29 protein-coding genes are annotated in these 26,360 nt (G+C 71.4%); 15 read left to right on the forward strand and 14 right to left on the reverse strand.

The window, feature by feature from the left end; all coding sequences use genetic code 11:
• Positions 1-3 precede the first annotated feature (3 nt).
• The 8 genes from ABII15_RS23855 to ABII15_RS23890 all read right to left on the reverse strand — a co-directional run bounded on the left by ABII15_RS23855 (position 4) and on the right by ABII15_RS23890 (position 5,779).
• A complete protein-coding gene (locus ABII15_RS23855; RefSeq protein WP_353944328.1) occupies positions 4-534 on the reverse strand; it encodes a DCC1-like thiol-disulfide oxidoreductase family protein in 531 nt (176 codons plus the stop codon).
• Between the two features lie 14 nt (positions 535-548).
• A complete protein-coding gene (locus ABII15_RS23860; protein WP_353944329.1) occupies positions 549-956 on the reverse strand; it encodes a hypothetical protein in 408 nt (135 codons plus the stop codon).
• Positions 957-1,066: 110 nt separating this feature from the next.
• Positions 1,067-1,501, reverse strand: coding sequence for a VOC family protein (locus ABII15_RS23865; RefSeq protein ID WP_353944330.1), 435 nt, complete (start codon positions 1,499-1,501; stop codon positions 1,067-1,069).
• A gap of 133 nt (positions 1,502-1,634) precedes the next feature.
• The gene (locus ABII15_RS23870; protein ID WP_111663979.1) at positions 1,635-2,399 is read right to left on the reverse strand and encodes a succinate dehydrogenase iron-sulfur subunit; all 765 of its coding nucleotides are present in this window, start codon (positions 2,397-2,399) and stop codon (positions 1,635-1,637) included.
• Entirely contained in the window at positions 2,399-4,153 is a 1,755-nt protein-coding gene (gene sdhA, locus ABII15_RS23875) for a succinate dehydrogenase flavoprotein subunit (RefSeq protein ID WP_353944331.1), read from the reverse strand. Before sdhA ends, ABII15_RS23870 begins: the two co-directional genes overlap by 1 nt.
• Before the next feature lie 19 nt (positions 4,154-4,172).
• Positions 4,173-4,649: a succinate dehydrogenase hydrophobic membrane anchor subunit gene (locus ABII15_RS23880; RefSeq protein ID WP_353944332.1), complete on the reverse strand. Its 477-nt coding sequence runs from the start codon at positions 4,647-4,649 to the stop codon at positions 4,173-4,175.
• A gap of 8 nt (positions 4,650-4,657) precedes the next feature.
• Complete coding sequence (sdhC, locus tag ABII15_RS23885) at positions 4,658-5,038, reverse strand: succinate dehydrogenase, cytochrome b556 subunit (protein ID WP_111663982.1); 381 nt, start codon at positions 5,036-5,038, stop codon at positions 4,658-4,660.
• Between the two features lie 150 nt (positions 5,039-5,188).
• Positions 5,189-5,779, reverse strand: a complete 591-nt coding sequence (locus tag ABII15_RS23890) for a 2-oxo-4-hydroxy-4-carboxy-5-ureidoimidazoline decarboxylase (protein WP_353947173.1) — start codon at positions 5,777-5,779, stop codon at positions 5,189-5,191.
• A gap of 313 nt (positions 5,780-6,092) precedes the next feature.
• On the opposite strand from ABII15_RS23890, the gene ABII15_RS23895 reads away from it, so the two are divergent.
• Together ABII15_RS23895 and ABII15_RS23900 are read left to right on the forward strand one after the other, a co-directional pair.
• Positions 6,093-7,685: a glycoside hydrolase family 20 protein gene (locus ABII15_RS23895; RefSeq protein WP_353944333.1), complete on the forward strand. Its 1,593-nt coding sequence runs from the start codon at positions 6,093-6,095 to the stop codon at positions 7,683-7,685.
• A gap of 99 nt (positions 7,686-7,784) precedes the next feature.
• On the forward strand, positions 7,785-8,303 hold the full coding sequence (locus ABII15_RS23900; RefSeq protein WP_353944334.1) for a hypothetical protein: 519 nt from the start codon (positions 7,785-7,787) through the stop codon (positions 8,301-8,303).
• Between the two features lie 174 nt (positions 8,304-8,477).
• Here the strand turns inward: ABII15_RS23900 and ABII15_RS23905 are convergent, their stop codons facing one another.
• Entirely contained in the window at positions 8,478-11,195 is a 2,718-nt protein-coding gene (locus ABII15_RS23905; RefSeq protein ID WP_353944335.1) for an N-acetylmuramoyl-L-alanine amidase, read from the reverse strand.
• A gap of 112 nt (positions 11,196-11,307) precedes the next feature.
• Positions 11,308-13,071 carry an FG-GAP-like repeat-containing protein gene (locus tag ABII15_RS23910; RefSeq protein WP_353944336.1) on the reverse strand — a complete coding sequence of 588 codons (1,764 nt, stop codon included), beginning with the start codon at positions 13,069-13,071 and terminating at the stop codon, positions 11,308-11,310.
• Between ABII15_RS23910 and ABII15_RS23915 the strand changes: the two genes are divergently transcribed.
• Positions 13,057-13,329: a DNA/RNA non-specific endonuclease gene (locus tag ABII15_RS23915; RefSeq protein ID WP_353944337.1), complete on the forward strand. Its 273-nt coding sequence runs from the start codon at positions 13,057-13,059 to the stop codon at positions 13,327-13,329. The two genes, ABII15_RS23910 and ABII15_RS23915, sit on opposite strands and share 15 nt — an antisense overlap.
• 50 nt (positions 13,330-13,379) lie before the next feature.
• On the forward strand, positions 13,380-13,916 hold the full coding sequence (locus tag ABII15_RS23920; protein ID WP_353944338.1) for a hypothetical protein: 537 nt from the start codon (positions 13,380-13,382) through the stop codon (positions 13,914-13,916).
• Between the two features lie 80 nt (positions 13,917-13,996).
• Here the strand turns inward: ABII15_RS23920 and ABII15_RS23925 are convergent, their stop codons facing one another.
• From ABII15_RS23925 to ABII15_RS23935, 3 genes are all read right to left on the reverse strand, one after another.
• Positions 13,997-14,182, reverse strand: a complete 186-nt coding sequence (locus tag ABII15_RS23925) for a hypothetical protein (protein WP_353944339.1) — start codon at positions 14,180-14,182, stop codon at positions 13,997-13,999.
• Positions 14,183-14,544: 362 nt separating this feature from the next.
• Positions 14,545-15,366 carry a DUF1963 domain-containing protein gene (locus ABII15_RS23930; RefSeq protein ID WP_353944340.1) on the reverse strand — a complete coding sequence of 274 codons (822 nt, stop codon included), beginning with the start codon at positions 15,364-15,366 and terminating at the stop codon, positions 14,545-14,547.
• Between the two features lie 2 nt (positions 15,367-15,368).
• The gene (locus ABII15_RS23935) at positions 15,369-15,665 is read right to left on the reverse strand and encodes a DUF397 domain-containing protein (protein ID WP_353944341.1); all 297 of its coding nucleotides are present in this window, start codon (positions 15,663-15,665) and stop codon (positions 15,369-15,371) included.
• Positions 15,666-15,876: 211 nt separating this feature from the next.
• On the opposite strand from ABII15_RS23935, the gene ABII15_RS23940 reads away from it, so the two are divergent.
• The 9 genes from ABII15_RS23940 to ABII15_RS23980 all read left to right on the forward strand — a co-directional run bounded on the left by ABII15_RS23940 (position 15,877) and on the right by ABII15_RS23980 (position 22,786).
• On the forward strand, positions 15,877-16,029 hold the full coding sequence (locus ABII15_RS23940; protein WP_353944342.1) for a hypothetical protein: 153 nt from the start codon (positions 15,877-15,879) through the stop codon (positions 16,027-16,029).
• Positions 16,030-16,073: 44 nt separating this feature from the next.
• Positions 16,074-16,259 carry a hypothetical protein gene (locus ABII15_RS23945; RefSeq protein ID WP_353944343.1) on the forward strand — a complete coding sequence of 62 codons (186 nt, stop codon included), beginning with the start codon at positions 16,074-16,076 and terminating at the stop codon, positions 16,257-16,259.
• 207 nt (positions 16,260-16,466) lie between these two features.
• The gene (locus ABII15_RS23950; RefSeq protein WP_353944344.1) at positions 16,467-17,831 is read left to right on the forward strand and encodes a glutamate decarboxylase; all 1,365 of its coding nucleotides are present in this window, start codon (positions 16,467-16,469) and stop codon (positions 17,829-17,831) included.
• 204 nt (positions 17,832-18,035) lie between these two features.
• Positions 18,036-18,500 carry a hypothetical protein gene (locus ABII15_RS23955; RefSeq protein ID WP_353947174.1) on the forward strand — a complete coding sequence of 155 codons (465 nt, stop codon included), beginning with the start codon at positions 18,036-18,038 and terminating at the stop codon, positions 18,498-18,500.
• On the forward strand, positions 18,485-19,357 hold the full coding sequence (locus ABII15_RS23960) for a hypothetical protein (RefSeq protein ID WP_353944345.1): 873 nt from the start codon (positions 18,485-18,487) through the stop codon (positions 19,355-19,357). The genes ABII15_RS23955 and ABII15_RS23960 overlap by 16 nt, the downstream gene beginning before the upstream one ends.
• A gap of 116 nt (positions 19,358-19,473) precedes the next feature.
• A complete protein-coding gene (locus tag ABII15_RS23965; protein WP_353944346.1) occupies positions 19,474-20,100 on the forward strand; it encodes an RNA polymerase sigma factor in 627 nt (208 codons plus the stop codon).
• Positions 20,101-20,134: 34 nt separating this feature from the next.
• Entirely contained in the window at positions 20,135-20,764 is a 630-nt protein-coding gene (locus ABII15_RS23970; protein ID WP_353944347.1) for a hypothetical protein, read from the forward strand.
• A 238-nt stretch (positions 20,765-21,002) separates the two neighbouring features.
• Positions 21,003-21,713 (forward strand): RNA polymerase sigma factor, encoded by a 711-nt coding sequence (locus tag ABII15_RS23975; RefSeq protein WP_353944348.1) that lies wholly within the window; start codon positions 21,003-21,005, stop codon positions 21,711-21,713.
• Complete coding sequence (locus ABII15_RS23980) at positions 21,713-22,786, forward strand: hypothetical protein (RefSeq protein ID WP_353944349.1); 1,074 nt, start codon at positions 21,713-21,715, stop codon at positions 22,784-22,786. Before ABII15_RS23975 ends, ABII15_RS23980 begins: the two co-directional genes overlap by 1 nt.
• A gap of 234 nt (positions 22,787-23,020) precedes the next feature.
• Here ABII15_RS23980 and ABII15_RS23985 read toward each other — a convergent pair whose 3' ends face one another.
• A complete protein-coding gene (locus ABII15_RS23985; protein WP_353944350.1) occupies positions 23,021-23,887 on the reverse strand; it encodes a L,D-transpeptidase family protein in 867 nt (288 codons plus the stop codon).
• Positions 23,888-24,020: 133 nt separating this feature from the next.
• Here ABII15_RS23985 and ABII15_RS23990 point away from each other — a divergent pair, with 133 nt between their 5' ends.
• Both ABII15_RS23990 and leuE read left to right on the forward strand, forming a co-directional pair.
• Positions 24,021-25,604 (forward strand): methylmalonyl-CoA mutase family protein, encoded by a 1,584-nt coding sequence (locus ABII15_RS23990; RefSeq protein WP_353944351.1) that lies wholly within the window; start codon positions 24,021-24,023, stop codon positions 25,602-25,604.
• Positions 25,605-25,679: 75 nt separating this feature from the next.
• A complete protein-coding gene (gene leuE, locus ABII15_RS23995; RefSeq protein WP_353944352.1) occupies positions 25,680-26,336 on the forward strand; it encodes a leucine efflux protein LeuE in 657 nt (218 codons plus the stop codon).
• Positions 26,337-26,360: the final 24 nt, after the last annotated feature.

A 26,360-nucleotide genomic window follows, 5' to 3' on the forward strand; every position in this document is an offset into this window, starting at 1 on the left:
AGCCTAATCGGCCGTGCGGCAGCCGCTGTCGCAGCCCGCCGCCCGGTCCGCGGGCTCCTCCCCGTACCCGTAGGCCTCGTGGAACCAGCCGTCCTTCGGGTCGTACCGCCAGCCGTCCGCGCGCCGGTACGCCCCGCCGCCCGCCTGCGGGCCCCACTGGGCCTCCCGGTACCGGGAGGCCGCGAGCACCACCTGCTTGGCCACCTTCATCCCGGCGGGCGTCGCCATCCGGTGGGCGGTGGGCCGGTACGCGCGCAGCGCCCACATGCAGACGACCCAGGCGGCCGGGCCCCGGTAGAGCTGCCCGCCGTCGCCGATCACCGTGATGTCGCCGAGCGTCGCCGCGTGATCGAGGTCCGGGAAGAGCTGCCGGGCCCGGGCGTGCCCGGCCGGGACCAGATCGAGCGGCACCAACTGGCGCTGCTTCACCAGCCAGTTCCGTACGAAGGTGCACAGGTGGCACTCGGCGTCGTACAGCACCGTGAGCCGGCGGACCGGGACGTCCCCCCGGGCGCCCCGGTCCGCTTCCCCCACGACTCCCACCGCGCTCACACCCCGGCCGCCGGAGCGGCCCACCCCTGCGGCGGGACCGGCGGCTGCTGCTCGCGCTCCATGAGGCCGCGCCGCCGGATCTTGTTGAGGACGTAGACGTTCCCCAGGTGCATCACGCCGAGCGCGAGCAGGACGACGCCGAGCTTGGTCGAGAGGTTCTCGAAGATCTCGCGCGTGGTGGTGATGGTCCCGTCGCCGCTCAGATACAGGGCCACGAAGCCGAGGTTCACCAGGTAGAAGCCGACCACCAGCAGGTGGTTGACGGCGTCGGCCAGTTTCTCGTCGCCGTGCAGGACGTCGGAGAGAAAGATCCGGCCGTTGCGGCTCAGGGTGCGCGCCACCCAGACGGTCAGCCCGATGCTGACGACGAGGTAGACGACGTACGCGACGACTGTGAGGTCCATGCCCCACCCTCCTTGAACGCGTTCAAAAACGCTGACAGGGATGAATGTAGCCCTGTTTTTGAACACGTTCAAGCGAGAGTCGCCCTAGGGGGCCGCACGTGACGGGAGTCTCAACTGCGGGCGAGTTCGGGCCGCTTGAGGTAGTCGGTGAACCCGATGACGTTGCCCCACGGATCGGCGAACTCGACGACGTATCCGGTGGAGGTGGAGAAGGGCGGGTCGAGGAGGTCGATCCCGGCCGCGGTCAGCTGCTCGCCCGCGGCCCGCGCGTCGCGCACCTCCAGCCACAGCCGCGCGGCGGGCCACGCCGGGGAGCGCCGCCCGAACTCCTCCTCGGCGCGCAGCAACAGCCCAGGGGTCTCCTTGCCGGCGCCGAGCAGGGCGATCCCCGCCTCGTCGAACCGCACCTTCACGCAGAACCCGGCGCGCTCGTAGAAGGCGACGGCCTCGGCGAGGTCGCCGACGGGGAACAGGGCGTTGTCGAAGCCGAGTACCTCAAGGGCGGGGAGGTCGGGGGCGGCGTCGAGTCGATTGTCAGGTGACATTCCGTCAGATTAGCCGCCGAGTCGGGCAAAAGCCGTGCAGCGGGGGCCGTCGCCGTGTGCGCCGCCGCCGAAACGGCCGTGGGCCCCGCTCCGGGAAGGAGCGGGGCCCACGGCACGGGCGGGACCGGGAAGGTCAGTAGCGGCGCGTGATCAGCGCGCGCTTCACTTCCTGGATCGCCTTGGTGACCTCGATGCCACGCGGGCAGGCGTCCGTGCAGTTGAAGGTGGTGCGGCAGCGCCACACACCGTCACGGTCGTTGAGGATCTCCAGCCGCTGCTCCCCGGCCTCGTCGCGCGAGTCGAAGATGAAGCGGTGGGCGTTCACGATGGCGGCCGGACCGAAGTACTGGCCGTCGTTCCAGAACACCGGGCAGGACGACGTGCACGCGGCGCACAGGATGCACTTGGTGGTGTCGTCGAAGCGCTCGCGGTCCTCGGCGGACTGCAGGCGCTCGCGCGTCGGCTCGTTGCCCTTGGTGACCAGGAACGGCATGACGTCCCGGTACGCCTGGAAGAACGGGTCCATGTCGACCACGAGGTCCTTCAGCACGGTGAGGCCCTTGATGGCCTCGACCGTGATCGGCTTCTCGGGGTTGATGTCCTTGATGAGCGTCTTGCAGGCAAGGCGGTTCTTGCCGTTGATGCGCATCGCGTCGGACCCGCAGATGCCGTGCGCGCAGGACCGGCGGAAGGTCAGCGACCCGTCCAGGTCCCACTTGATCTTGTGGAGGGCGTCGAGGACGCGCTCCTTCGGGTCGATGTCGAGCTGGAAGTCTTCCCAGGTCGACTCCGCCGAGACCTCCGGGTTGAACCGGCGGATCCGGAAGGTGACCGTGATGAGGTGCGAGCCGTTGTCCGCCTCGAGCGCCTCGAGCTTGTCCATGGTCGGAGTAGCCATCAGTACTTACGCTCCATCGGCTGGTAGCGGGTCTGGACGACCGGCTTGTAGTCGAGACGGATCGTCTCCGTGCCGTCGTCGCCGACCTCGCGGTACGCCATGGTGTGGCGCATGAAGTTGACGTCGTCGCGGTTCGGGAAGTCCTCGCGGTAGTGACCGCCGCGGGACTCCTTGCGGGCGAGCGCGCTGGTCGCCATGACCTCGGCCAGGTCGAGCAGGTTGCCCAGCTCGATGGCCTCCAGGAGGTCGGTGTTGAAGCGCCGGCCCTTGTCCTGGATCGACACGTTGCGGTAGCGCTCGCGCAGCTCGGCGATCTTCTCGACGGCCGTCTTGATCGTCTGCTCGGTGCGGAACACCATCACGTTGGCGTCCATGCACTCCTGCAGCTCGTTGCGGATCACCGCGACGCGCTCGGTGCCCGTGGAGTCGCGCAGGCGCTCGACGAGCTCCTCGACCAGCGACGCCGGGTTCTCCGGGAGCTCGACGTAGTCGGCCGTGTGGGAGTACTCGGCGGCCGCGATGCCCGCACGACGCCCGAAGACGTTGATGTCGAGCAGCGAGTTGGTGCCGAGACGGTTGGCGCCGTGCACCGACACGCAGGCGACCTCACCGGCGGCGTACAGGCCGGGGACGACGGTGGTGTTGTCCGCCAGGACCTCACCCTCGACGTTCGTCGGGATGCCGCCCATGGCGTAGTGCGCGGTCGGCTGGATCGGGATCGGGTCCGTGTAGGGCTCGATGCCGAGGTACGTGCGCGCGAACTCGGTGATGTCCGGCAGCTTGGCGTCCAGCTGCTCCGGCGGCAGGTGCGTGAGGTCGAGGTAGACGTGGTCGCCCTCGGGACCGCAGCCGCGGCCCTCACGGATCTCCGTGTAGATGGAGCGGGACACGACGTCACGGGACGCGAGGTCCTTCATGACCGGCGCGTACTTCTCCATGAAGCGCTCGCCGTCCTTGTTACGGAGGATGCCGCCCTCACCACGGGCGCCTTCCGTCAGGAGGATGCCCATGCGCCAGATGCCGGTCGGGTGGAACTGGAAGAACTCCATGTCCTCCAGCGGGATCCCGCGCCGGTAGCAGGCGGCCTGGCCGTCACCGGTCAGCGTGTGCGCGTTCGACGTCACCTTGAAGAACTTGCCGGTGCCGCCGGAGGCGTAGATGACCGCCTTGGCCTGGAAGACGTGGATCTCACCGGTCGCGAGCTCGTAGGCCACGACACCGGCGGACTTCTTGACGCCGTCGACCTCGACGATCAGCTGGTCGAGGACGTAGAACTCGTTGAAGAACTCCACGCCCTCCTTGACGCAGTTCTGGTACAGCGTCTGGAGGATCATGTGGCCCGTGCGGTCCGCGGCGTAGCAGGACCGGCGGACCGGCGCCTCACCGTGGTTGCGGGAGTGACCGCCGAAGCGGCGCTGGTCGATGGTGCCGTCCGGGGTGCGGTTGAACGGCAGGCCCATCTTCTCCAGGTCGAGGACCGAGTCGATGGCCTCCTTCGCCAGGATCTCGGCGGCGTCCTGGTCGACCAGGTAGTCGCCGCCCTTGATCGTGTCGAAGGTGTGCCACTCCCAGTTGTCCTCCTCCACGTTGGCCAGCGCGGCGGCCATGCCGCCCTGCGCGGCGCCCGTGTGGGAGCGGGTGGGGTACAGCTTGGTCAGCACGGCGGTGCGGCTGCGCTTCGTCGACTCGATGGCCGCGCGCATGCCCGCGCCGCCGGCGCCGACGATGACGGTGTCGTACTTGTGAATCTTCACGGTTTCGCTCGCCTCGGCTTTAACGGATGTTGGGGTCGAAGGTGAAGATCACCAGCGTGCCCAGCAGGACGGTGAAGACCGTCGCGGCGTACAGCAGGCCCTTCAGCCACATACGGGTGTTGGGGCGCTCTGCGTAGTCGTTGATGACCGTGCGCAGGCCGTTGGCGCCGTGCAGCATCGCGAGCCACAGCATCAGCAGGTCCCAGCCCTGCCAGAACGGGGACGCCCAGCGGCCCGCGACGAAGGCGAAGCCGATCTTGGAGACGCCGCCGTCGAGCACGAGCTGGATCAGCAGGTGGCCGAGGACCAGGACGACCAGGACGACACCCGAAAGGCGCATGAACAGCCAGGCGGCCATCTCGAAGTTGCCGCGCGTGGAGCGCGGGGTCTTCGAGGTGCGCTTGCGGGGGGCCTCGATGTACGGCGCGGGGTTGTCGACGTCGTAGAGCGAGACGCCCTCGACGGGACCGACGCCGGAGGTGGTGTCAGTGGACATGTCTGGCCTCAGCTCCCGAAGAGTTCACGGACGGCGTGGCCGAGGACGGGGTACAGGGCCCCGACCATCAGGACGACCCAGATGCCCACGACGGTCCAGAGCATCTGCTTCTGGTAGCGCGGGCCCTTCGACCAGAAGTCGACGGCGATGACACGCAGGCCGTTGAGCGCGTGGAAGAGGATGGCGGCGACGAGGCCGTACTCCAGCAGCGCGACGATCGGCGTCTTGTAGGTGGAGACAACATCGTCGTACGCCTCGGGGGAGACGCGGACGAGAGCGGTGTCCAGGACGTGTACGAACAGGAAGAAGAAAATGAGGACACCGGTGACTCGATGAGCCACCCACGACCACATGCCTTCCCGGCCGCGGTACAGCGTTCCAGCCGGCACGGAAGAACCCTCCGGGAGCGGGGACTGAGGGCCGCGCCGGCTTCGGTGTCGGTCGGGCCCGGCCGGGTACGGTCCACCGGCCGCTCGTCATCGTATCGACGAGTTGTCGGCTCGCTCGCGCCGGGGCCTGCGGTGTGATCAAACAGGCAATCAAACAGGCACGTACGGGCTATTGCCGACGCATTCCCGCTCCGCCGCCTCCGGGCCCGGACCCGGGGCACCCGCGTGATCCGGACGGTCCAGGAGGTCCGGGAAGTTCCGGACCAGCCGGACGATGCGCCCCCGGGCGAGTCGCCGCAGCTCGTCGGCGGCCAGCACCCGCTCCTCCTCCCGGTCGTTGCCGAGCCGGTCGCGCAGGGCGCTGAGCAGGTGGTCGAGGGCCTCGTCGGGCGCGGTGTCGTCCAGGCAGACGACGAAGGTGTGCCCGAAACGGTCCTGGTAGGCGGCGTGCGCCGCGGCCAGCGCGGTGTGCGCGGCCGAGTACACGGCGGCGACCGGCGGCAGCGGCAGGCTCTCGCGGCCCAGCGCCTCGGCGATGTCGACCGGCGCCAGGTCGTACGACGCCTCGTCGGCCGCCGCGAGCAGGGCGTCGAGGTCCGGGTACGGGCGGTGCGCGGCGAGCCGGCGCGCCCAGGCGCCGCTGGCACAGCAGGTGCGCAGGGCCTGCTCGGCGGCGTGGCGCGGCAGCCCGTTGAGCCTGGTGAGTCCCTCGTGCGGTGTGACCTGGGCCGGTATGGGCAGGCGGTCGGGACCGGGAGGGGGGCGGAGCGCGGACAGCGGGTGCCTCCGGCGGCTGGGATCGGCTGTACGGAGTTTGTGCGGCGTTTGTTTGTGGCGTAACGCTAGCGAGGGCTGATTGCGGGTGTCCGACGGATGCGCGAATTTCACCCGGACGGGGAGTTTGACTGCCGCGAGTGGACAAGTGTGGGTGGGTGTCGTTGCGGGGTGCGCCTTTTCGCCGTAGCGATGAGGTGCGGTCGCGGGCGCGGCTTTCGTCATGGTCGGTCGCACAGTTCCCCGCGCCCCTTCGGGGCGCAGATCGGAGCCAGGTTTCATGGAGAAGGAGCGGAAGGCCCTGTTGGCGGGGGCCGTGGTGGTCGCCGCCGGGGCCGTGGCCGTCACCGCTGTGCTGTGGCCCGACGGCAAGGACGACGGTGAGCGGGGCGCCGCGGCGCGGGAGTCCTCCGCGTCGTCCTCGTCCCCGTCGCCCAGCCGGTCCTATCCGCTGTCCACGCCCCCGCGCACGATCCCCGCGGTGCGGGACTTCACTCCGGCGCACGGCCCCGGCTGGAAGCCGGACGGCGGACGGGTCGTGGTGCGGGACGGCGCGCTGGACGACGAGGGGCGGCTGATCGCCGGGGAGCTGGGGCTGCGCTACGCGGGCGAGGACGCGAAGGCGGGCCCCGGCGACGTGGAGCTGGCCCTCGGCGGGGCGTCCGGGGCGGGCCCGGAGTCGTACCGGATGACCGTCGCGGACGGGCGGGTGCGGATCGTCGCGCCCCGGGACACCGGCGTCTTCTACGGCACCCGCACCCTCAAGCAGGAGGTGCACGGCGGCGGCACCGCGCCCGAGGGCGTCGTCGCGGACGAGCCCGCCAAGCCGCAGCGCGGATTCAGCCTCGACATGGCGCGCAAGCACTTCTCGGCCGGCTGGATCAAGGACCGGGTCAGGGAGCTCGGCGACCTGAAGTACAACCAGCTCGGGCTGCACTTCTCCGACGACCAGTCCTTCAGCATCGAGTCCGACTCGCACCCCGAGATCGTCTCCTCCGAGCACCTGACCAAGGCGCAGGTACGGGACATCCTGGCGCTCGCCGAACAGCGGCACGTCACCGTCGTGCCGGAGATCGACTCGCCGGGGCACCTGGGCGCCGTCATCCGGGCCCACCCCGACCTCCAGCTGCGCGACGTGGGCGGGGTCGCCACCCGCGGCGCCATCGACATCTCCAAGCCCGCCGCCGCCGACATCGTCGACGACCTGCTGAAGGAGTACGCCGGACTGTTCAAGGGGGCCTACTGGCACCTGGGCGGCGACGAGTACCAGGCGCTGACGCGGACGAACCCCGAGGCGTCCTTCCCGCAGCTCGCGCGCGCCGCACGCGAGAAGTACGGGGCGAGGGCGCGCGTGCAGGATCTCGCCCAGGGCTGGCTGAACGACCGGGCCGCGACCATGAAGCCCTTCGACCGCAGGCTGAAGGCGTGGAACGACGGGTTCTTCACCGGCGGGGTCGTCGAGGCCGACAAGAAGCTGGAGGTCGCGTACTGGACGGGCAAGGAGATCGGGGCGCGCGACCCCGTCTCCTATCTGAGCGCCGGACGCGAGCTGACCAACTACAACGACGAGTACCTCTACTACGTCCTCGGCCAGCCCAACACCTTCGTCTATCCGACGGGCGAGCGGATCTACGACAGCTGGACCCCGCTCGTGGTGCGCGGCACGCGTCCCGTCCCCGCGAAGTACGACGACCAGATCCTCGGCGGCTCCTTCGCCGTCTGGTGCGACCTCGCGCGGTCGCAGACGCAGGAGCAGGTCGCGCGGGGCATCAGGATGCCGCTGCGGGCGACGGTGCAGAAGCTGTGGGACCCGGGGAAGCCCGAGCTGACCTGGACACGGTTCAAGGAACTGGCCGACCGGCTGGACGGCTGAGTACAGGCTGTCCCAGTTTGTGTTTCAGGTGGCGAAGTCCCGTACGCCTGTGGTGTATTCGGCCCGAGCCGCGAAGAGCATCGGGACGGGGGCACGGGGATGGGGTACTGGGGCTACTACGTGGTGGCCAGAAGCGAACGGCCGCTCAAGGAACTGGACGCGCTGGGCGGGGTGCGCGAGGCGCTGACGCTCCTGGAGGAGCGGGCCGGGGGCTGGCAGGTGTGGGAGTGCCCGGGCGGCGGGGCCGACGGGGAGCAGGCGCCGGACCCCGGCAGCATGAACTCCCTCGCCGCCGAGACCGGCGCGCCCGCGCTGTTCGCCTATGTCATGGACAGCCGGTGCGCCGTGGTGGAGGCCGCGGCGCCGAGCGGCGGGGCCTGGACGACCTGTCTGGGGCGGGCCGCGATGGCGCGGTACATCGGCGGTGACGAACTCGCCCTGGAGGACTACTTCCTGCCGCCCGACGACGCCGCCGGGCGTGCCGTCGCCTGGGCCGGCGAGGGGGAGCGGACCGTCGAGCGCGGGCCGCTGCTCGATGTGCTGCGGGCGCAGGCCGAGCCGTCGGCGGAGGAGCTGTTCTTCCGGTTCCTCGACCGGCTCGGCGTCGTCTCGATGTGACGTTTCCTCCGGCACGTGGCCCGGACCCGGCCGCCCCCTCAACGGCCGGGGCCGCGCCCGTGGGAGGTAGTGAGTAACCCATCGGCCGTGCGCGGCGCAAGCAGGGGCGCATTTCGGACGGGTACGACGAGGCCCCCCTCTCCCGGGAGAGGGGGGCCTCGTCGTGCGGTGCGGTTACGGTGCCAGGTCGGTGCCCAGGCGGGCGCCGGCCGGGGAGCCGACCTGCGTCACGCCGTAGTACTTGGCCGTGGACAGGCCGAGCCCGCCGCTGTTGCTCGGTACGTAGAGCAGCGTGCCGTTGCCCGTGTCCTCGCCCGCGACGCCGAGCACCAGGTCGGCCCGGCCGTAGCCGGACAGGTCGGTGAGCGCCGCCGAGGAGCCGAGGTTGTCGTTCGTCTCGGTCGAGCCGGGGACACCGGGCTCGTCCTGCGAGACGGCGAGCGCGCCGGTGCCGGTCAGGCCGGCCGAGGAGCCCTTCAGGAGCAGCGAGGTACCGGCGTTGGACTGGTTCTTGCCACTGCGGGTGATGTCCTCGTTCGGGGCGCCGGTGAGGACGTCCGCGTAGCCGTCGTTGTTGTAGTCGCCGACCGCGACCGAGGCGCCCATGGCGTCACCGGCCTCGGAGGCGCCGGGGACGCCGCTGGTGGACTGGTGGACCGTCGTGACCTTCGTGCCGAGACCGGTGGCCGCCGCGCCGTAGACCGCGGTGACCTGGCCGCCGGAGTGGGCGGCCGACTCGGAGGTGTACGGCTGGCCGATGACGATGTCGTCGACGCCGTCGCCGTTGAGGTCACCGGCGGCGATGGAGCGGCCGCCCTTGACCGTCAGCGTCGCGGCCTTGCGCAGGCCGCCCGCGCCGCCCTTGTACCAGACGACCTTGCCGAGGCCCGCGCCGTCGCGGTAGTTGAGCGCGACGTCCGCGTAGCCGTCACGGTTGAAGTCGCCGGACGCGGCGTCCAGGTAGGACAGGTTGTCCTCGGAGGTGGTGACCATGGAGTCGCTGTCCCAGCCGTCGCCGTACCGGGCCGACCACGTGCCGCCGAAGCCGGTGGAGGCGGCGAAGACGTCGGCCGTGCCGTCCGCGTTGAAGTCGCCGACCGCGACGGCCGAGCCGAAGCGGGCGCCCGACAGGTCGTAGCTCGCGTCGAGGTTCACGCCGGTGCCGGTGGTGAAGTCCGGGCCGTACACGATGGTGTAGGCGCCGCGGTCCTTGTGGCCCGTGGTGTCGTCCTCGCCGGGCTGGCCGACGACGAGGTCGGTGAAGCCGTCGCCGTTGACGTCGCCGGTCGCGGTGGACGCGCCGAACTCGTCGCCGCTCTCGCCCGCGCCCGGGATGTCCCCGGTGGACTGCGAGATCAGCTTCCTGCCGGTGGTCGTCGGGCCCGAGACACCGCCCGGGACGATGGCCACCTGGCCGCCGCTCGCGCCCTTCGGGATGCCCGCGGCGATGTCGGCGGTGGCGTCCCCGGTCAGGTTCTGCGAGGGCAGCGCGTGGGAGACGCCGGGGGCGGCGGCCTGCGTGGCGATGCGGCTCAGCTTCGGGTACAGGTTCGCGCCCGGGCAGAGCGTGGAGTTGGTGTCCTTGTGGCCGAAGACGCGGGGCAGCGTGATGGTCTTGCCCAGGGGGACCTTGTTGCCGTCCTGGCCGAGGTCGCCGTTGGACGTCAGGGTCACCTTGTCGGTCGGCACGATGCCGTACTGGCCGAACTTCCAGGCGACGACCCGGGAGATCGCGTCGAGCGCGGCCTTGGTGGGCTTGGCCGACTCGAAGTTGCCGATGTAGGAGATGCCGACGGTGTCGGTGTTGAACCCGTAGTCGTGGGCGCCGTGCACCGGCAGGTCCATGCCGCCGCTGCGGCCCTCGAAGATCTGCCCGCAGCGGTCGACCACGAAGTTGTAGCCGATGTCGTAGTAGCCCTTGGCGATGTGCTCCTGCTGGATCTCGCGCAGCCGTTTGGCGGACTGGGCGCAGGGCACCGCGTTGTCGGAGTCGACGCCGGTGTGGTGGACGACGGCGGCCTTGATCTCCGTGTCGTACGTGGGCGTGCCGTCGTAGTTGGTGCCGGCGCCCCACTGGGCCTGCGTAATGATGTGCGGCTTGACGACCGTCGACGGGCGGGGCGCGGGCGGTGTTTCGGAGGCGGCGGCGCTGGGCGCGGCGGAGGTCGTGGCGTCCTTCGGGTCGTCCGAGGCGGGGGCTGAGCTCTCCGGCGCCGAGGACTCGGGAGCCGTCACGGCCGCCGCGCTGTTCCCGGCGTCCGGGGACGCGCCGGCGGTCGGGGTCGTCGTCTCCGCGGAGTACGCGGCCGGTTCGATGCCCGCGCTGCGGCCCTTGGCGGAGCCGGTGCCCGGGTCGATCAGCTTGACGTCCATGCCGGAGGGCAGGCCGGACGCCTTGCCGTCGGCGTCGACCACCCGCACCTCGACGCCGTCCGCGTCGGTCTTCGTCGGCACGGACGCGGTGCCGCCGCGCAGGGCGGCCCGCTCGCGCTCGGCGCCGTCCGCGTCGATGGTCTCCTTCGGCAGCGTCGTCCACGCGCTCCAGTCGCCCGACGCCGCGTCGCGCGAGCGGAACTGGGCCGAGCCGTCGAGCTTGTCCTCGGGGTCGCTCCAGGTGACCGTGACCGCGCTGAACAGCTGCGTCGACTTCTGCGGTACGACCTTGCGGTCGCTCTTCGTCTGCATGCTCACGGAGTGCACGGCCGCGGCCCGGTGCGCGGGCACGCCGTCGACGGTGGCGCCCGGGTCGGCCATCGCGTACGTCACCACACCGGCGCCGCCGAGAGCGACAGCGCCGACCGTGATCCAGGCTCTGCGCTTGAGACTCAGCGGTTTGTACGCGTGCGCGGCGCGCGTGTCAGGCGCTTTTCCTCGCGAATGTCGCGGGCTCACTTGCCCCACCCCTTGATGAAGTTCACACCGGTCCCGCGCATCACGCGGGTAGATGTCCTATTCAGCGAAAGACCTTCGAAGAACGTCACATGTTGTACGGATGTGCTGTACGTCACTGAGTGAGCTCCGAGCCGAGTCCTGTGCCGGATGCGGTGCCCGTGGCGGCTGGTCCGTAAGTGGCACCCGGGACGGTGACGGCGTCCTCGCCCGGCGCGCCGAAGGCGGGCTCCGGGGTGCCGTCGCCGTCGAGGTCGGCGAGCGCGACGGCGACGCCGAACCGGTCGCCGGACGCCGGGGCGCCGGGCAGTGCGCCCGCGCCCTCGGCGTACGTGGTGGCGGCCGTGTCGGAGAGCCCGGCCGCGGAGCCGCGCAGCAAGTAGGCCTGCCCGGCGCCGGAGTCGGCGCCCGGGGCTCCGGCGAGGACATCGGCGTACCCGTCGCCGTCGGTGTCGCGGACGGCGAGCGACGCACCCAACTCCTCGCCCAAGGAGACGAGTTGAGTGACGTCGGTGGCGCCGGTGGTGGTAAGCCCATGGGCGGAGCCATGGTACGCGGCGAGCTCGCCACCGGTGCCGGAATCCGGGCGGCCGACGACGAGGTCGGTGTACCCGTCGCCGTTCAGGTCACCGGCGGCGAGGGAGCGTCCGCCCGCCCCGTCGAGGACGGCGGGCGCGTCCGTGCGCAGGCCCTCGGCGGAGCCGCGTACGACGACGAGCTGACGGGCCCCGCCGCTCGTACGGAAGGCGAGCGCCGCGTCCTCGTACCCGTCGTGGTCGAAGTCCCCGGTGGCGACGGCCGGATCCGCGACCGGGCCGCCGTCCCTGAGCTGCAGCGGGGCCGAGAAGGCGCGGGTGGTGCCGTCGACGGACCAGGCGCGTCCGGCGCCGGGCGCCACGGCGAGGATGTCGTCGTCGCCGTCCCCGTCGAAGTCGCCGGTGGCGAGCGCGGACCCGAAGCGGGCGCCGCTCGCGCGCACGGTGGCCGGCTCGTTGATCATCCCGGCCTGTCCGGCGAGCCCGTTCGGGGTGCCGCGCAGGATGCTGACGCCGCCCTCGTCGCTCGCGCCCGCGGTGACCTCCTCGCCCGGCGAGGCGACGACGAGATCGGTGTACCCGTCGTGGTCGAGATCGCCGTACGCGGTCGCGGAACCGAACCCGTCACCGTCCTCGGAGCCGCCGGGTACGCCCTCGGACTCCTGGGTGACGACGGTCTTGTCGCCCGCGTACGGGGTGGTGCGCGCGCCCGGCAGAACGGTGACCTGACCGGCGCCCGGGTGCGTATTGGCGGTGGAGCCCGGGCTGCCTGCGGCCAGGTCGGCGCGCCCGTCACCGTTGGTGTCGCCGTACACGGAGCGGGAGTTGAGGGCGGCGGCCGCGGTCCGGATGGCGGGCAGGTCGCCGTACAGGTTGTCGCCCGGGCACTCGGTCGGGTAGCCGTCGCGGTGCCCGGAGATCCGGTTCATGGTGACGAGCTGGCCCTGGGTGAACTTGCCGTTGTCGGCGCCGGCGGCCATCACGAGCGAGCCCGCCGGGTTGATCCCGTACGACCCGAGCTTCCAGGCGGCGAGTTGGGCTATGGAGTCGCGCACGGCGGCCGTGGAGGTCGCGGTGTTGTAGTCGCCGAGGACGGCGACGCCGCTGGTGTCGGTGTTGAAGCCGTAGGTGTGCGCGCCGTAGACGGGCTTGTCGACGCCGCCCGCGCGGCCCTCGAAGATCGTGCCGCACTTGTCGACAAGGAGGGAAACAACGTACTCGGCGGACCGGACACGGAGATCATGGGAAGCAGCGCACCGTGGCCGCCCTCGACTCCCGGTTTCTGGGACAGCGTTCCTCCGGGCTTCAAGCTGGGGAACGACCCTACGATGAACCGTGGTCATCTGCTGGCGCGTCAGCTCGGTGGCAGTGGCACGGACCGCCGCAATCTGGTCCCGCTGTACCGGAATGCGAATTCACCGGTCATGTCCGGGGCCGAACAGAGGATCGCGGACGCGATTGCCGCAGGGAATACGGTCTACTACTCGTCGATTCCGATCTACGAGAATTCGACCAATCCGATTCCTTCGGGTGTTACGATGACCGCCTATACTTCTACGGGCGTCCAGATAGTCATCCAGACAATTCTGAACAAGCCCTGACGAAGACGTAACGGAGTCAGCCGCGGGGGGGGGGGGGGGGGGGGGGGCACATGGAATGGGTCGATCGTCTGGTGGCAGAGATCGGTTGGGACGCCGAACCCGGCGAACCGGACTGGTCGGAAGCTGAACTGGTCCTGGGTGCCCCTCTGCCGGCTGATTTCAAGGAGATGCGGCGTCGATTCCCCGCATGGGGCGCGTTCTGTGACCATGTTCTGCTGCTCAAGGCGCAGGGCGGGTCGGAGTCCGTTCCCGCCAATCATGAATCCCTGCTCAAGGCTGTCCGGGGAAACCCGGACAGTCGGCGGATGTTTGAGCCGTATGGCATTCTCGGAGCAAGCGAGCCGGAAAGCGGGAAAGGCCTCGTGCAGTGGGGCTATTCGTTCATCGAGGAGGAGTATTACTGGCTGGTCGATGTTGAGGCGGACCCCTCGACGTGGCCGATCGTGGCCCGCGTCGACCCACTGGAGCCGTTCCGGCGATTTGATATGTGCGCATCGGAATTCGTGTACCGGATTCTGACCGATGCCGATTTTTCGCCTTTCGGGATCGCGGGGGCCGTTGGCTCGCCGTACTACCGGGCGTACTGAGGTTTTCTCAGTCCTGATCGGCAGACTTGATTCCGGACGCGTGGTGGTCCGACGTCGAGCAGGCGCCCGGGCTGCCGGCATCACGTCCCCGCGTACAGCCGTTCCGGGGCGACCAGGATCACCTCGCCCCGCTTCTGCGCGGCTCGTAGTTCCCGGCTGAAGCCGACGCCGCTGTGGCAGGCGAGGCGGGCGTGGGGCGTGTTGATGCCGCGGGCCGTCAGGAGAGCAAGAGTGTGGCGGAGACGGTCGCGGTGGCGTACGTCCATTCCTTGTGCCACTTTGCCTCGCCGGCGGAGAGCAGGGGGCCCTGGTTGGGAAGGGCGTCGATGTCCGCGTACATGGCGGAGAGCGCGGCCGCCTTCGACGGCTGGTTCCCCGCGGCTGATGAGTCCGCGCGGGCCTGAGCTGCTGCGGGGTCGCAGCCAATAGTGGCGTCGGGGCCTGCTTCCGTCAGGGGGGCGGGCAGCGAGCACCTGATCGACCATCTCACGCAGTACGCCAGGGCCCTCGTCATCAACTTCAACCGCTGGCCCGCCCCGCTGAACAGGCGCCCGGACTGCGGGTATCACGCCCCCCCGTGTACAGCCGCTCCAGGTCGACCGCGTTCACCCAGGGCGCCAGGGCCTCCCTAGTGGCAGTCGTACCGGAACGCGTACGGCATCTCCGTCCCCGTCGTGCACTCCGGGCACACGAAGAAGTACATGCCGCCGCAGTCGCCCATCATCATGTCCTCCTCGCCCGTCACGCTGAGCAGGTGCTCCATGCGGTGGCTCTTCTCGCAGTCGGGCCAGTTCGGGGGCTGGCACCAGGCCGGGTAGCCGCCGACCTTGGTCTGCAGGGCGCACCACTCCGTGTAGTAGGTGTCGTGGCGGGCCTCCAGCGCCTCGACCCGGGGCCAGATGGCGTCGGTGATCTCTCGCGGCAGGTCCTGGTTCGGGTACTCCCGGGCCTTCGTCGGCCGTACCCGTCTCGGCGTCGGCACGAAGTCTTCGTCGTACTCGCCTTCGGCCGGTGCCGGTACGTCGTCCAGCACTCCCGCCGCGCGGACCCGCTCGGCGTTGCGCCAGTACATGCGGGGCAGCGGGGCGTACTCGTCGGGCTCCTCGTGCAGGAGCGCGCACCAGATGATCTGGAGGACGTCCGTGCCCTCGGGGAACGGCAGTTCCGGCACGTCGTGCGCGTACAGCTGCACGGCTGCCACCGTCGGTACCGGGTGGTCCGGCGGCGACTTGTGCGGCCACGCCGCGTCGTGGTTCGGGAGGTCGCAGTACGGCCATGGCTCGTCGGCCGGCCACAGCAGCGGGCCGCCGATCGAGCTGTCGGCGGGGGTGGGCTCGCCCGGTGTGTCCGGTACGTTCAGGAGGAGGGTGGCCGTGCGGGCGAGCGGCGCCAACTCGGGTATGTCCCACTCCAGTTCGGGCGGGAGCGACGGTATGTCGATATCGGACACGGTCAGGCCTTGCCGCCCTTGACGGTCGACTCGATGAACGTGGTCCAGGCCCCGGCGCCGAACGCGATCGCCGGGCCGGTGGGGTTCTTGCTGTCGCGGACGGGGATGTGGGTGGGGCGGGCGGTGTCGTTGACTTCCAGGCGGTCACCGCTTTCGCCGTCGCTGTACGTGGACTTGCGCCAGGCGTCGCTGACTTCGAGGCACTGACCGCTGTCACCGCCGCTGTAGCTGGACTTGCGCCACATCGTCAGGGTCGAGGCGTCCGCGATCGTCGGGGGCTGCTCATGCGAGTTGCGCATGCGCGTATTCCTCTGCGATGGACCGGATCAGTGCCAGGGACTCCCGATGCGACAGGGCGTCGCCCATGGCGTGATCGTAGGACAACTGGCATTGCCGCACGAAGGACGGGACTTCGAGCACACGGTCTCGACGTGTCGGCGTTCCTGGTGATGGCGGGGCGCAAGGAGGCCGCCAGGCTCGCTCGGATCGCCGCTTCGTTCGCGGACATCGATGCCTCTATCGCGCGGGCCGAGGCCCGAGGCCGAGGAGCTCGGCTGGGAGGCGCCCGTGGAGGTGAGCGAGGAGGAGGCCGCCCGGATCGAGGCCGAGATCGCCGCCGCGCGGGCCGAGTCGGCGGCGCGCCGCAGGGGTGGGGGCGCGTGAACCCGGGATGATCCACCTGCCCGGCCCCGTCCACCCTCGGTGATGTGGTGTCCGACGCGGGGATGCTTGTCGCCCTCGCGAAGAAGCGGCCCGATCCGGTCGACGGGCTGGTGGCGCTCACCGCGTTGCAGGTGAGTGCGGCCATGGTCGCGACTTCGGACCCCGATGACATCCGCGCGTACCTGAAGCAGTTGCCGGGCGCGGAGGCCGTGGTGACCCTGCGGGTCTGAAGCCGGGGGTGGTCGTGTCGAGGGGGCATAAGAACGGTGTAGGCATATGCCTAAGGCGGGGTAAAGCGCATCAATCGAGCGGCAAAGAATGTGTTTAACCTCGGTTTCCCCTCCCTCGCGTGGGTGAATTCGCGCAGGTCGAGGGGGCATGCATCGATCTAGGTTCGGCAGTGATCGGCTCATGCCGCCATCCGCCCTGGAGAGGTCATGTCCTACACCTCCGCGCCCGTCCCCGCCCCGCTCCCCGCACCTGCCACCGCCCCCGTCGAGACCCTGTTCCCCCGTGAGGAGTCCCAGCCGCGCGCCGTCTACGACGCGATCCGCGACGAACTCCTCCTCGACGGTCGCAGCCGCCTCAACCTCGCCACCTTCGGCACCACCTGGATGGAGGACGAGGCCCGCCTCCTGATGACCGAGACGGCCGACAAGAACCTCGTCGACACCGAGGAGTACCCCCAGGTCGCGGACATGGAGGCGCGCTGCGTGCGGATGCTCGCCGACCTGTGGCACGCCCCGGACGCGGCCCGCGCCACCGGCTGCTCGACCACCGGGTCCAGCGAGGCCGCCATGCTCGCCGGGCTCGCCCTCAAGCGGCGCTGGGAGCGGCGCCGCCGCGACGCGGGGCGCGACACCGAGCGGCCCAACATCGTCGCGGGGGCCAACGTCCAGGTCTGCTGGAAGAAGTTCTGCTCCTACTTCGACGTCGAGGCGCGGCTCGTCCCGCTCGCGCCCGGCCGGCTGCACCTCACCCCCGAGACGCTCGGCGAGTACTGCGACGACCGCACCATCGGCGTGGTCGGCATCCTCGGCTCCACCTTCGACGGGTCGTACGAGCCGATCGCCGACCTGTGCCTCGCGCTCGACGGCATCCAGGACGCGACCGGGCACGACATCCCCGTCCACGTCGACGGCGCGTCCGGCGCCCTGGTCGCTCCCTTCCTCGACCCCGACCTGCTGTGGGACTTCCAGCTCCCGCGCGTCGCCTCCATCAACACCTCGGGACACAAGTACGGGCAGGTCTTCCCCGGGCTCGGCTGGGCGCTGTGGCGGGACGCGGACGCCCTGCCCGCCGAACTCGTGCACCACGTCGACTACCTGGGCGGCGAGATGAACACCTTCTCGCTCACCTTCACCCGGCCCGCCTCGCACGTCGCCGCGCAGTACTACACCTTCCACCGGTACGGGCACGCCGGGCTGCGCCGGCTGCACCTGGAGTCCCGGCGCACCGCGCGCGGCCTCGCCGCCGGGATCGCCGACCTCGACCTCTTCGAACTCCTCAGTGACGGCGACGAGTTGCCCGCCTTCGCGTTCCGCCTCACCGACCGCGCCCACGCGCTCGGCCTGCACGAGCGCGGCATCGCGCTGGCGATGCGGGCCCGCGGCTGGCAGGTCCCGGCCTATCCGCTGCCGACCGGGATGACCGACACCTGGGTGCTCCGGGTGGTCGTCCGCACCGGGTTCACGCCGCGCCTCGCCGCGCTCTTCCTCGACGATCTGCGCAACGCCGCGCGCACCGTCATGCGGGCCACCGTGGGAGTGCCGCAGGAGCTGGGAGCCCTCGCCCTCGGCTGAGCGGGGGAGCGCCGGGCGGGGGCGGGCGCGTGCCCGGGGCGCGCCCGCCCCCGCCGCGGGTTCCGGCTCCGGACGACCTGACGCCGCAAAAGGTTGTACGAACGCACGCAACTTGTTCTGTGAGAAGCGACATGTGAGAAACGTGTGACGGCAGTGTGCGGTCGTCCGCTGGTGAAGTGCCTAGGGAAAAGAGGGGTGCTCACCATGCCTGAGGGCGGGAAACCGGCGGCCGCCGCCGAGATGCGGAAGCACGCGGACGGGTTCGTCGCGAGGGTCGCCTCGTCGCGGCTGCCACTGGACTACACCGTGGCCAGCCTGCGCGTCGTGGACTTCCTCATCGACGGTCTGCGCAAGGGGCGGGCGAACGCGGACCCGGCGCGCCTGGACGTCGTCCTGTTCGGACTCGGCGCGTACGTCGGCGAGGTGCTGGCCCGGCGGGCCGGGGCCGTGTGGGTGGACCTGGACGAGGCCCAGCGGGCGTACTTCGGGCAGTGGGTCGGCGTGCGCATGCCGGACGGACGGGTGTGGAGCCCGCTGGGCAAGGTCGTCAACCGGTACGAGGTCGGCGCCGAGGAGTCCCTGCAGACCTTCTATCTGACGCTGCCGGGCCGGGCGGCGGCGCCGCGGCCGGCCACCGAGCGGGAGAGCCGCGCGTGCGCCGCTCGGTGATCACCACGGCCGCGTTCGCCGTGGCACTGCTCGCGGCGGGTGCGCTGAACCAGCCCGTGACCGCTCCGCCCGCCGCGGCCCGCGCCGCCGCGCCGGAGTCCGGCGGCGACTGGCTCCGGTCGATCGCCGAGCGCGCCGCGCGGCCGCCGCTCCCCGCCGACCAGGTGCGCGGGGAACGGCTCCTGACGGAGGCGGTCTCGCTGCTGCGCGCGGCCGACTCGGTGCGGATCGCGGAGGACATCAGGGCCAAGGGGCAGCGGATCCGCCTCGACCTGCGCATGAACCGGGGCGGCGACTGCGCCGGCACCATGGACGCCGGGCCGGGCAAACGCGGCGACATCGTCTTCATCGCAGCCCGCAAGGGGCACGCGGCCGAGGGATACCTGAAGTACACCGACACCGCGCTGAACGAACTGCGTGTCATGGCGCTGCGCGCCGATCCGTCCGTCGCCGACCGGGTGCTGCCGCGTCTTCAGCAGGCGCGGGGCAAGTACGTGAAACTCCCTCAAGGGGCGCGGGGCACCGACGCGTTCGCGAAGCAGTGCCGCATCGGGCAGACCCTCGGCACCATGGCGGCCGACGTGGCGGGCACCCGGGCGCGGCCCGTCGTGCGCCGCGCCGGGCACCGGCTCGTCCCTCTCGTACCGCCGCCGGACTCCCCGGCCTCGAAGGACACCGGCACCGTCTACGTGGACGCCGACGGAAAGCCGTACCTGCGTTCCGTGGAGGGGACTTCGGGCGGCATGCCGCTGTCCATCAGCTTCTCCGCGTACGGCGAACCGGTGCCCGCCCGCCGCCCCGACGCCGCGCTGACGGTGGAGTTCCCGCCGGACGAGGACTCGGTGTTCGCGGTCTGAGACGGGACGGGCCGCCGCGGCTGTGACATTTCTGTGGGCCCGGACGCTGATCACCTATGGGGAGTTCGGACGGCCGCGGATCGGCCGTCCCCGACGACGTACGAAGAGGACAGCGGTTGGGCCAGGCAGGGGAGCCTCGTCGTACGCATGTGTACGACGAGGAACTGGGCGACGCCGTCGCACGGGCCCAGGGAGGCGACGAGACGGCGTTCGCCGTGGCCTACCGGCTCGTCCAGCCCGGACTGCTCGGCTATCTGCGCGGACTCGTCGGCGACGAGGCGGAGGACGTCGCCGCCGAGGCCTGGCTGGAGATCGCCCGGGACCTGGGGCGTTTCCGCGGCGACGGCGCCGGGTTCCGCGGCTGGACCGCGACCATCGCCCGGTACCGCGCCCTCGACCTGCTGCGGCGGCAGCGGGCGCGGCCGCGCCCGTCCGGCACCGAACAGGACGTGCTCGACCTGCCGGCCGCCCACAACACCGCCGAACAGGTCCTGGAGACGCTCTCCACCGAGCACGCCCTCGCGCTCATCGCCGACCTCCCGCCCGACCAGGCCGAGGCGGTACTGCTGCGTGTCGTCGTCGGTCTCGACGGGCCCGCCGCCGCCCGCGTGCTCGGCAAACGGCCCGGTGCCGTGCGCACGGCGGCGTACCGGGGGCTGAAGCGGCTCGCGCGACAGCTCACGGCGGGCGGGGGCACAGGTGCCGGAACAGGTGAGGGACCGGATGAGAAGCGCGAGGTGTGACGGATGGCAGCCCGCGCACGCTGGGTGAGTCGAGATGACTGACGAACACGCCCACCCCTTGGGTGACGCGCTGGCCGCCGCCGTCCGGGCGCACCAGCCGTCCGGAACGGACGGGGAGCGCGAGGCGCTCGCCGCGTTCCGGGCCGCGCGCGACACCGGCGCCCTCGCGGCGGCGCCCCGCCCCAGCGACGACTGGCGGCCCCGGCGGGGGCGGTCGCGCTGGTCCGCGCGGGCCGCGGTGGGGGCGGTCCTCGCGAGCCTGACGGTGGGCGGGGTCGCGGTGGCGGGCATCGGCTCCGTGGCCACGACCGACGAGCCCCGTGAGCGGTCCCGGCCCGCGAGCACGGTGGCGCCCGTGCTGCCCGCGCCGTCCGCGACGCCCGCCCCGCGCACCTCGGCCGCCGCGGTGCCGGAGCGCGACGCCTTCTCGGCGTCCCCGGAGCAGACCCGCGACCAGCGGGCGCGGTGCAAGGCGTACGAGAACGGGCACGGGCTGAACCGGTCGGAGCGGGCGACCGAGGGGTGTGCCACCCCGACGGCGACCCCGGTGCACGGGAAAGCGGCGGACCGGGGCACGTCGGGGGCCGCGGCGGACAGGACACCGCCCGGCGTCGGCCACGGCCGCGGCAAGAACGACAAGGGCGGCAAGGGCGAGGAGAAGTAGGCGCCGGGGTACGGGACGGCCGAGGTCGCCACCCCCCACAGGAGAGACCCCGGCCGCCGCGCGGCACGGGTCGCGAGCGGCCCGTACTCCCTTCAGCGCCGGGGGTGCGTTTTCTGTCACACCCCGCTGTGTGCGCCGTTGGTTGCGCGTTGTACAAACATGGACGCGGCGGCGTTTCACGCCGTAGCGTGCTGATTCGCGCTGGGGGCGCACGAGACCAAGTGGGCAGGGACTGGGAGTGCTGGGGGACGACGCGGAGCTGACCGCCGCGGTGCTTGCGGCACAGGACGGGGACGAGGCCGCGTTCCGGACTGTGTACCGCGCCGTGCATCCGAGGCTGCTCGGATATCTACGCACACTCGTCGGTGAACCGGACGCCGAGGACGTCGCGTCGGAGTCCTGGCTGCAGATCGCCAGGGACCTGGAGCGGTTCGAGGGCGACGCCGACCGGTTCCGCGGCTGGGCCGCCAGGATCGCGCGCAACCGCGCCCTGGACCACATACGCATGCGGGGACGCCGGCCCGCCGTAGGCGGTGACGAGACCGAACTCACCGGCAGACCCGCCGCATCCGACACCGCCGACGAGGCGATGGAGTCCCTCGCCACCGGCGACGCCATGGCGCTGATCGCCCAACTGCCGCAGGACCAGGCCGAGGCCGTCGTGCTGCGCGTCGTCGTCGGGCTCGACGCGAAGAGTGCCGCGCAGACCCTCGGCAAGCGGCCGGGGGCCGTCCGCACGGCCGCCCACCGCGGCCTGAAGCGGCTCGCGGAACTCCTCGGCGCGGACACCCAGAACAACAGGGAGGACCCGGGAGGACCGGACACCCCGGGAACCCGGAACGACCCCGGAGCCCTCGTCGCGCTGCCGCAGCCGAGGCAACCGAGAACACGCACGGTGACGTCCGCCGGTGTGACGCAATCGCGTACGCGGACGCAGAAGGACATGTGATGGCCGACGAGCACTACAGGTGGCTGGACCGGGACGCGGCGGAGCGTGTGCTGCGCGGGGAGCCGCTGGAGGCCGTCGACGCCGACGACGCGCGACGGGCCGGCCGGCTGACCGGGGCGCTGGACGCGCTGAGCGCCGTCCCGTCCGGCCCCGATGGCGAACTCCCGGGCGAGGAAGCCGCGTTGAGGGCGTTCCGGGAGGCCCGCGCCGAGTCCGCGATAGACGCCGCGGCGACCTCCGGGACCGCCGCGGGCAGCGCCGGACGGCACCGCGCGGCCGTCGCGGCCCGCCCCGCGGGCACCCGGCGGTGGGGCCGCCCGGTGCGCTTCGGGCTCGCCGCGGCCGTCGCCGCGTGCATGCTCGGCGGGGTCGCCGTCGCCGCCGGGACCGGGGTGCTGCCCTCACCGTTCGGTGACCGGGGCGAACCGGTGCCGGCCTCCTCGGTGTCCGCCGCCGGCTCCGAGCGGCCGCTCGCCACGGGCTCCCCGCGCCCCACGGACGGCGCCGACGGGACGCGGCCGGACGGCTCCGCGAGCCCCGGCGGCGACTCCGCGGGCCCGGACCGCACGGAGCCGACGCCGAAGGACACGGCCACACCGCGCCCGCCCGGCCCCCGGCCGTCCGAGAAGGGCCGGACGGCCGAGGCGCTGCGCCGCGAACTCGCCAAGGCCTGCGTCAAGTACCGCGGCGGCCGGCTGAACCCCACGGAGAGGCAGCGCCTGCGGGACTCCGCGGAGAGATACGGGCGGGGCCCCGCCGACATCGCCCGCATCTGCGACCGGGTGCTCGGCGACACCGGCGACCACGGCGACGGAGACGGCCGCGACCACGGCTCCGAGGGGCACAACGGCGGCCAGGACGGCGACGAGGACAGCGAGGGCAACGGATCCGGCAACGGCTACGGGTTCGGCAACAGCAACACCCACACCGACAGCACCACGGACGGCGGCGGCGACAGCCTCGGCTACTACGTCAAGCCCGGGCCGACCCCGAGCCGGTCCTACAGCGCCGCCCCTCAGCTCCCGTCCGCCTCGCCCGCACCGTCCGCCTCGCGCGGCTTCGAGCTGCGCTGACCGGCACCGACCGGCTCTGACCTGCGAAAACGCGGCCCCCGCAAATTCCCGTAGAAAAATCTACGCAACAGGTGTGACGTTTTTGAGGCCTGTGACGCAGTACTGAGTGAGCCGACTGGTCATCGGCCGCGCACGAGCCGGGGTTCCCCCCGTACCTTCGGCTCAGTGCCACTGGCGTGGGTGGGACACGTTCCCCCGGTCCCACCCACGCCGCTCATCACCCGCCGCCTCCCGTCACCAGTAGACGACGACCTTGTCGCCCGCGTGGACCTGGGCGAACAGGCTCGCGATCTTCCCCTCGTCCCTGACGTTCACGCAGCCGTGCGAGGCGCCGGCGTAACCGCGGGCCGCGAAGTCCGACGAGTAGTGCACCGCCTGGCCGCCGCTGAAGAACATCGCGTACGGCATGGGCGTGTGGTAGATCGTCGAGACGTGGTGCCGGGACTTGAAGTTCACGTGGAAGACTCCCTCGCGGGTCGGCGTGTACTGGGACCCGAACCGCACGTCCGTCGTCATCAGCCGCTTGCCGTCGACCATCCACGACAGCGTCCGGCTGGTCTTGCTGATGCACAGCACCCGGCCCGTCATGCAGCGCGGATCCGGCTTCGCCGCGGGCCGGCCGCCCGAGGCGTACAACTCGTCCCGGCTCGGCTCGTGGGTCATCCGCAGCAGCCGCTGCCAGGTCACGGTGTCGGTCGTCCCGGTGCGCGGCAGCCCGCGCTTGCCCTGGAAACCCTCGACCGCCTTCACCGTCGAGGCCCCGTACGTCCCCGTCGGCCCGTCGAACAGCCACGCCACCTGCCGCAGCCGCGCCTGCAGCTCCCGCACCTCCTTCCCCTCGTCCCCGGACGACCACAGCGTCCGGCCCGGCTTCGCGGGCGCGGTGGCGGACGGGGACCCGGAACCGGACGGCTTGGCGTCGTCGCCCGACGCCGGACGGGACGCGGAGGGAGCCGGGGACGACGGCGCCGAAGCGCCCGCGGACGCCGCCGCCGAGGGATGCGCCGACGCACCGCCCTCGACCACCTGTGCCCGGCAACCGCCGACCAGGGCCAGCACCCCGGTGGCGGCGAGCGTGCTCCGTATGACAACTGACCGCATGACGTCCCCCGTCTGTCGCGTCGTTCCCTTGTGTCTCTACTGATGCTGCCCGGCGCCGAAACGTTGCGAACTGCCACTACAGTCCGTCCCGAGGGTCGATGACTACTGGTAAGTAACCGCTGGAGGCACCACCATGGCGCGCGCATCCGAGTCCGGACTGCCCATCGAGCCGGTCTACGGCCCGTCGGATCTCGACGGCTGGGACCCGCAACAGAAGCTCGGCGAACCGGGCGGCTATCCCTTCACCCGCGGCGTCTACCCGACCATGTACACCGGCCGCCCGTGGACGATGCGCCAGTACGCCGGGTTCGGCACGGCCACCGAGTCCAACGCCCGCTACCAGCAGCTCATCGCCAACGGCACGACAGGCCTGTCGGTCGCCTTCGACCTGCCGACCCAGATGGGCCACGACAGCGACGCGCCCCTCGCCTCGGGCGAGGTCGGCAAGGTCGGGGTCGCCATCGACTCGGTCGACGACATGCGGGTGCTCTTCGACGGCATCCCGCTGGACAAGGTGTCGACGTCGATGACGATCAACGCCCCCGCCGCCCTGCTGCTCCTGATGTACCAACTGGTCGGCGAGGAGCAGGGGGTGGCCGCCGACCGGCTGACGGGGACGATCCAGAACGACGTGCTCAAGGAGTACATCGCCCGCGGCACCTACATCTTCCCGCCCAAGCCGTCGCTGCGGCTGATCGCGGACATCTTCAAGTACTGCCGGGCCGAGATCCCGAAGTGGAACACCATCTCCATCTCCGGCTACCACATGGCCGAGGCGGGGGCCTCGCCCGCGCAGGAGATCGCCTTCACCCTCGCCGACGGCATCGAGTACGTGCGCACCGCCGTCGCCGCCGGCATGGACGTCGACGACTTCGCCCCGCGCCTGTCCTTCTTCTTCGTGGCCCGCACGACGATCCTGGAGGAGGTCGCCAAGTTCCGTGCCGCGCGCCGCATCTGGGCCCGGGTGATGAAGGAGGAGTTCGGCGCCGAGAACCCCAAGTCGCTGATGCTCCGCTTCCACACCCAGACGGCCGGGGTGCAGCTGACCGCCCAGCAGCCGGAGGTGAACCTGGTCCGGGTCGCCGTCCAGGGCCTCGGCGCCGTCCTCGGCGGCACCCAGTCGCTGCACACCAACTCCTTCGACGAGGCCATCGCCCTGCCGACCGACAAGTCCGCCCGCCTCGCCCTGCGCACCCAGCAGGTCCTCGCCTACGAGACCGACGTCACCGCCACCGTCGACCCCTTCGCCGGGTCCTACGTCGTCGAGAGGATGACGGACGACGTGGAGGCCGCCGCCCTCGCGCTCATGGAACGGGTCGAGGACCTGGGCGGCGCGGTCAGCGCGATCGAGCACGGCTTCCAGAAGTCCGAGATCGAGCGCTCCGCCTACCGCATCGCCCAGGAGACCGACTCCGGCGAGCGCGTCGTGGTCGGCGTCAACCGCTACCAGCTCGACGAGGAGGAGCCCTACGAGCCGCTCCGCGTCGACCCCGCCATCGAGGCCCAGCAGGCCGAGCGGCTGGCCCGGCTGCGCGCCGAGCGCGACCAGAAGGCGGTGGACACCGCGCTGGCCGCCCTGAAGGAGGCCGCCGCCGACGACACCAGCAACGTCCTGTACCCGATGAAGGACGCCCTGCGGGCCCGTGCCACGGTCGGCGAGGTCTGCGACGCGCTGCGCGGGGTGTGGGGCACCTACGTCCCCTCCGACACGTTCTGACCTGCGCTTCCCTGATCATCTCCGTGATGTGGAACCCCGGCGCGGAGTGTCGTACCCGTGTGCGACACTCCGGGCATGCTGGGTGTCATCGATCTTCCGACCTATCTCGCGGGTCTCGTCCTCATCGTCCTCCTCCCGGGGCCGAACTCGCTGTACGTGCTCTCCGTCGCCGCCCGCCGCGGCATACGCACCGGCTACAAGGCCGCCGCCGGAGTCTGGTGCGGGGACACCGTCCTGATGACCCTGTCCGCCGCCGGTGTCGCCTCCCTGCTCCAGGCCAACGACGTGATCTTCAGCATCGTGAAGTACGCGGGCGCCGGCTATCTCACCTGGCTCGCGGTCGGCATGCTGCGCGCCGCCCTGTCGATGTGGCGCACCCGCCGTGAGCGGCTCGCCGCCGAGGTGTCCGGGGAGCCGGCGGGAGAGGCCCAGGAGCGTCCGTTCCGCCGCGCCTTCGTGATCAGCCTCCTCAACCCGAAGGCGATCCTGTTCTTCATCGCCTTCTTCGTGCAGTTCGTCGACCCCTCGTACGCCTACCCGGCGGTCTCCTTCGTGGTCCTCGGCGCCTTCGCGCAGATCGCGAGCGTCCTGTACCTCTCGGCCCTGATCTTCAGCGGCACCCGGCTCGCCGCCGCCTTCCGCCGCCGCAAGCGCCTGTCGGCCGGTGCCACGTCGGCGGCCGGGGTGCTGTTCCTCGGCTTCGCGGTGAAGCTGTCGCTGGCCAGCGTGTAGGCGAACGGCGGGCGTGGCTCGATC

Source organism: Streptomyces sp. HUAS MG91, assembly GCF_040529335.1.
Classification (GTDB): domain Bacteria; phylum Actinomycetota; class Actinomycetes; order Streptomycetales; family Streptomycetaceae; genus Streptomyces; species Streptomyces tabacisoli.